1 pseudogene is annotated in these 236 nt (G+C 66.9%); it reads left to right on the top strand.

The features are described 5' to 3' along the window. Window positions 1-236: pseudogene (locus SB822_RS60915) on the top strand (RND transporter); the annotation flags it as partial.

Here is a 236-nt window from a genome sequence, read left to right as displayed (position 1 = left end):
TTCCTCGGCCAGTTCGTGACGACGCGCGCAGCGCTGTTTCCGCAGGTCGGCGCGGGCTTCGATGCCGGGCGCCAGCGTATCTCGACGTCGTCCTCGCCGCTGTTCGCGAATGTGCAGAGCCCCGTGTTCAACACGTACACGGCGGCGCTCTCGGCGTCATGGGAAATCGACCTCTTCGGCCGCAACCGGCGTCTGACGGAATCGGCACGCGCGAGCCTGCTGTCGACGGAAGAAGC

It is taken from the genome of Paraburkholderia sp. SIMBA_054 (genome assembly GCF_046534875.1).
GTDB classification, from domain to species: domain Bacteria; phylum Pseudomonadota; class Gammaproteobacteria; order Burkholderiales; family Burkholderiaceae; genus Paraburkholderia; species Paraburkholderia hospita.
This window is presented reverse-complemented; position numbering and strand designations above follow the sequence as displayed.